Here is a 6,148-nt window from a genome sequence, read left to right as displayed (position 1 = left end):
TACCTACAGGCTCACCGGACTGACAGCCGGCGAGTACAAACTAAAGTTCCACGGCGGCGGCTCCGGTGCGCTCTCACAGTGGTACGACGGCGCCCAAACCTTCAAAGAGGCGCAAACCCTGCCCCTGGCCGACGGTGAAGACCGCGCCAACGTCAACGCCGAACTCGCCACGGCCGCCAGCATCTCCGGAACCATCGTGGTTCCCGACGGCGCCAACGTCAGTGATGTATACGTATATGCCTACACCGACAATGAGTGGGACGACGTAGCCTCAAGCTGGGTGCAAGAAGACGGTACCTACAGGCTCACCGGACTGACAGCCGGCGAGTACAAACTAAAGTTCCACGGCGGCGGCTCCGGTGCGCTCTCACAGTGGTACGACGGCGCCCAATCCTTCAAAGTGGCCGAAATCCTGACCCTGGCCGACGGCGAAGACCGCGACAACATCAACGTCGAACTCGCCAAAGCCGCCAGCATCTCCGGGACCGTTGCACTACCGGAAGGCGTCGACCCTGCGTGGATCAGCGCCACCGTTTATGACACCGACAACGACTGGGTCAGCTCCGAGCAACTCAACGGGGACGGCACCTACACGGTTTTGGGACTGGCCGCTGGACAGTACAAGGTCCATTTCTCCGCCGGCGGCTCTGGCGCGATCTCGCAGTGGTACGAAGGCGCCCACTCCTTCGACGAGGCCAAAACCCTGACCCTAGCCGACGGCGAAGACCGCGAAAACATCAACGCTGAACTCGGCAAAGCCGCCAGCATCTCCGGGACCATCGTGGTCCCCGGCGGCGCCAACGCCAGCGCTGTACGCGTCCGCGCATACACCGACAACGAGTGGGAATACGTAGCCTCAGCCTGGGTGGAAGAAGACGGCACTTACACAATCCCAGGACTGGCCGCTGCACAATACAAAATGCACTTCTCCGCAGGCCGCTCCGGCGCGCTCTCGCAGTGGTACGACGGCTCCCAATCCTTCGAGGAGGCCGAAACCCTGACCCTGGCCGACGGCGAGGCCCGCGCCAACATCAACGCCGAACTCGCCAAAGCTCGCACCATCTCCGGAACCATCGTGGTCCCCGACGGCGCCAACGCCGGTGGCCTACGCGTTCGGGCATACACGGACAACGACTCGGACTACGTAGCCTCAACCTCGGTGGAAGAAGACGGCACCTACATCCTCACCGGGCTGTCAGCCGGCAGCTACAAATTGGAGTTCTATGCGGGCCGTTCCGGCGCGCTCTCACAGTGGTACGACGGCGCGCAAACCTTCGAAGACGCACAAACACTGAACCTCGACGACGGCGAAGACCGAACCAACATCAACGCCGAACTCGCCAAAGCCGCCAGCATCTCCGGAACCATCGGGGTCCCCGACGGCGCCAACGTCAGTGGCGTAGAGGTTCGCGTATACACCAACGACGACGGATGGGACCACATCGCCTCAACTTCTGTGGAAGAAGACGGCACCTACATCCTCAACGGAATGTCAGCGGGCGAATACAAACTTGAGTTCTATGCCGGCCGTTCCGGTGCGCTCTCGCGGTGGTACGACGGTGCCCAAACCTTCAAAGATGCCCAAGTTTTACAACTCGCCGACGGCCAAGACCGCACCAACATCAACGCCGAGCTGACCACGGGTGCCAGCATCTCCGGAACCGTTCTGGTCCCCAAAGGTGCAGAGGTCAGTGAAGTGGAGGTGTTTATCTACCGTGTCACAAGAGAATGGGACCCAGTTGCGTCCACCCAGGTTAGCGAGGACGGAACTTATACCGTTAGGGGCCTGCCTACCGGCGCATACAAGATCGAATTCGCGGCAGGTCGATCAGGCGCTCTGACCCGCTGGCACAAAGATGCTGAGTCGTTCGACGATGCCCTAGTGGTAAACGTCACCGAAGGTGAATCCATCGTTGATGTCCATGCCACCCTTCCCAAGGCGTCCAGCATTTCCGGCAGGGTGACCATGCCGGCGGGCGCAGATGCCGACTCCGTCCATATCCGCGTCTACAGTTCCGAGAATGCAGAAGACTGGTCCCGCAGTGCATGGAGTAATCTCGACGGAAGTTACGTAGTCACCGGGCTCAAAGCGGGCAGCTACAAAGTCGAATTCGAAACCTACCGCTCCGGAGCCGCACCTCAGTGGTACAAGAACGGCAACTCACACACGAACGCACAGGTCATTATTTTGGCGGAGGGCCAAGCCGCCACCGGTATTGATGTAGCCCTCGTCAAAGGAGGCAGTATTTCCGGAGCGGTGAAGCTGCCAACCGATTTGGATCCCAGGCTAGTCAGCATCAGCGTCTACTCGGCATCGTCTGAACGCTGGATCACAGACACTCACCTAAATGATGCAGGTGGATTTACCATCAACGGGCTAGCCGCCGGCAGCTACAAACTCTATGCCGATATCTGGGGAACGGATTACCCCTCGCAGTGGTATCCCGAAGGGCCAAGCATCAAGTCCGCTACGGCCATCAGCCTTGCCGCCAGCGAGGACCTCAAAGGCATCGAATTCGTCCTGTCCAAGGGCATGACGATTTCAGGAACTATCTCTGTCCCGAAGGGCTACAGCGCGCTAGGTGCCATCGTCGATGTCTATGACGCCTTCGGCGAAAGTATCACTTCAGCCTATGCGGGCGTAAACGGAAAATTTGAGGTTCCACGCCTCCCCCCAGGCCAGTACAAACTCAGGGTGCATGGTCCTTGGGAGTCGGATCTGGCGCCTGCTTGGTATGCAGGCGCGTCTGCTTGGGACGGCTCCGACGCACCTTTGATACTCAGCCAGCAAGACTTGACAGGCATCGATGTTCATTTACACGTCGGCGGACGCATTTCAGGAAAGGTCACGCTTCCGAGCGGGTACAGCACGTCGAACACCTTCGTCACCGTTTACAGGGCGGATTCCGAAGACGGGTGGGAAACGTCAGGGGCAGTAGGTTCAGACGGCAGTTACTCGATTCTGGGGCTGGCGCCTGGCGACTACAAGTTGGAGTTCGTCAACTTTGAGAAGGCGTTTTCGAGGCCGTGGTACAAGCATTCCAGCTCATTCGAGAGCGCAACAGTCGTCAGGGTTCTGGGTGCGGAGAATGTGACGGGCATAGATGCAAACCTAGGAGCCCAGGTATTCACAACCGTTACGCCCCCAAGCATCGCGGGACACGCTTCCCCGGGCAAGACCCTGACCGTCGTATCTGGCTCGACACAACCCTCCGCCGCCAAAGTGGCTTATCAGTGGCTGCGGAATAGCACTGCTATTGCAGGCGCTGAGGGTGCCAGCTACCAGTTGACCCCTGCCGACGCCGGCACATCAATTTCGGTCAAGGCCACCTACACCTTGGATGGCTATAACGAGGCCACGGCAACGTCGGTCCCGGTCATTGTCGGTTTTCAGCCGTTCAACACGGTTCCGACACCAACGATTAGTGGATCTAAACTTCTTGGCGCCACGCTAACTGCTGTCGCCGGGAATGCTTCTCCGAAGGCCTCCGAGGTCACCTACCAGTGGCTCCGAGACGGCAAGGTGATTACCGGTGCGACGGGCACTACCTACAAGCTGGTCCAGGCTGACGCCGGCACGAAGATCAGTGTCACGGCAACCCATGCCTTGACCGGCTATACGACGACGCCGAAAACCTCAGCCGCCGTCGCAACTGCGTTCGTCTTCGAGAGCGCACCGACACCGACGATCAGCGGATCCAAGTCACTTGGGGCCGTGTTGACCGCCACTGTCGGGGCCAGCAAGCCCGCCGCGTCCTCTACCACCTACCAGTGGCTGCGGGATGGGAAGGCCATCGACAAGGCAACCTCGTCGACGTACAAGCTGACGACGGCAGACGCGGCTGGGAAGATCAGCGTCACGGTGACAAGGGCTGCCAGCGGCTACGCAACCACGGCGAAGACCTCGGCTTCCGTTACCACCGCCTTCGCGTTTACTTCCGCCCCGAAGCCCACCATTTCGGGAACCAAGAAGGTCGGCTCTACGGTGACGGCGAATGCCTCGGCCAGCAAGCCGGCGGCGCCGAAGGTGGCTTACCAATGGCTGCGCGACGGGAAAGCCATCAGCAAGGCAACGTCGTCAAAGTACAAGTTGACCGAAGCTGATGCCGGCAAGAAGATCAGCGTCACGGTGACTCGTTCCGCAACGGGCTACGTAAACCAGGCGTCTACCTCTTCGACGGCGACTGTGGCCAAGGTGGCTTCCAAGGTGAGCGTTGCGGCGTCGTCGACGACGGCGAAGACGGCTGTCTTGACCATCAAGGTCACGGCCAGTGGCTTCAAAAACCTGACCGGCACCGTCACCATCAAGGACGGCAGCAAGACCGTGGCAAAGAATGCCAAGGTCACGAACGGCCAGGTTAGCCTCACGCTGAAGAACCAGAAGAAGGGCAAGCACAAGTACACCGTCACCTACGGCGGAACATCGCAGGTTGCGGGAAGCACAACCACCAAGACGGTCACCGTGAAGTAGCCCTGCGGTCCCGCACACAGAAAAGCAGCGGGCGTTCCGATCTCCACCGGCCAGGTGGAAGATCGGGGCGCCCGCTGTTCCCTTTGTAGGACCCCTACAAAGAACCGCCCTCTCACACGCAGAAACGGCATGGTTCATGAGCGAATCCCGCAAAAGCAGGCTAGGCTCCTCAAGGATAGAAGGAGCTTTGAATGACCCAGCGCATCACCAAGGTACTGATCGCCAACCGTGGTGAAATTGCCGTTCGCATAGTCCGCGCCGCACGGGACGAAGGCATTGCCTCGGTCGCCGTCTACGCCGACCCGGACCGGGATGCCCTGCACGTCCGTCTGGCGGACGAAGCCTACGCACTCGGCGGGAGCACCGCCGCCGAGTCGTACCTGATGATGGACAAGCTCCTGCAGGTGGCCGAGGCCGCCGGTGCCGACGCCGTCCACCCCGGCTACGGTTTCCTGTCCGAGAACGCAGAGTTTGCGCAACGGGTCGTCGACGCCGGGCTGACCTGGATCGGCCCCTCCCCCGACGCCATTTCCCAACTGGGCGACAAGGTCCAGGCCCGGCACATCGCCGAACGGGTCGGCGCCCCGTTGGTGCCCGGCACGCCCGATCCGGTGGGCAGCGTGCAGGAAGTCCTGGACTTCGCCGACGCGCACGGCCTGCCGCTGGCCATCAAGGCGGCCTACGGCGGCGGCGGCCGCGGCATCAAGGTGGTCCGTGACCGCGAGGCCATCGCCGAGTCCTACGAGTCGGCGGTGCGCGAGGCCACGGCGGCGTTCGGGCGGGGCGAATGCTTCGTGGAGCGTTTCCTGGACTCGCCGCGGCACGTGGAAACCCAGTGTCTGGCCGACGCGCACGGCAACGTGGTGGTCATTTCGACCCGCGACTGTTCGCTGCAGCGCCGCAACCAGAAACTCGTGGAGGAGGCCCCGGCCCCCTTCCTGACCCCCGAGCAGAACGAGCGCCTGTACACGGCGTCCAAGGCGATCATGCGCGAAGCCAGGTACCAGGGCGCCGGAACCTGCGAATTCCTCGTCGGCCAGGATGGGACCATTTCCTTCCTCGAGGTCAACACCCGCCTGCAGGTGGAGCATCCCGTGTCCGAGGAAGTCACCGGCATTGACCTGGTCCGCGAACAGTTCCGCCTTGCCCGCGGCGAAGAGCTCGGCTATGACGACCCCGACGTACGCGGGCACTCGTTCGAGTTCCGCATCAACGGCGAGGATGCCGGCCGCAACTTCATGCCGGCGCCCGGGACGGTGGAGACCCTGCGCCTGCCCACCGGTCCCGGCGTCCGCGTCGATTCGGGCATCGAAGCCGGCGAAGTCATCGGCGGCAACTTCGACTCCATGCTGGCCAAGCTGATTGTCACCGGCAGCACGCGCGCCCAGGCATTGGAGCGCGCCCGCCGCGCGTTGGACGAGATGGAAATCGGCGGCATGCCCACCGTGCTGCCGTTCCACCGCGCCGTGGTGGCCGACCCGGCCTTCGCCCCCGTGGAAGGGCCGTTCAGCATCCATACCCGCTGGATAGAAACCGAGTTCGTCAACGACATCCCGGCGTTCCAGTCCGTTCCGGCCGCGGGATCCGACGACGACGGCGAACGCCAGCGGGTGACCGTCGAGGTCGGGGGCAAGCGGCTGGAGGTCGTGCTCCCGGCGGGCCTGGGCGGCGGCACCG

At 62.2% G+C, this 6,148-nt stretch carries 2 protein-coding genes; both read left to right on the top strand.

What is annotated here, in order from left to right; translation table 11 throughout:
• The coding region (locus AC5RUJ_RS09435; protein ID WP_494155795.1) for an Ig-like domain repeat protein at positions 1-4,471 on the top strand (4,471 nt) is incomplete at its 5' end.
• Between the two features lie 191 nt (positions 4,472-4,662).
• A partial coding sequence (locus AC5RUJ_RS09430; RefSeq protein ID WP_494155794.1) for an acetyl-CoA carboxylase biotin carboxylase subunit occupies positions 4,663-6,148 on the top strand: 1,486 nt, incomplete at its 3' end.

This window comes from Arthrobacter sp. Y3223164, assembly GCF_059091005.1.
The sequence above is the reverse complement of the archived record's forward strand: the minus strand, read 5'-3'. Positions and strand labels throughout refer to the sequence as shown.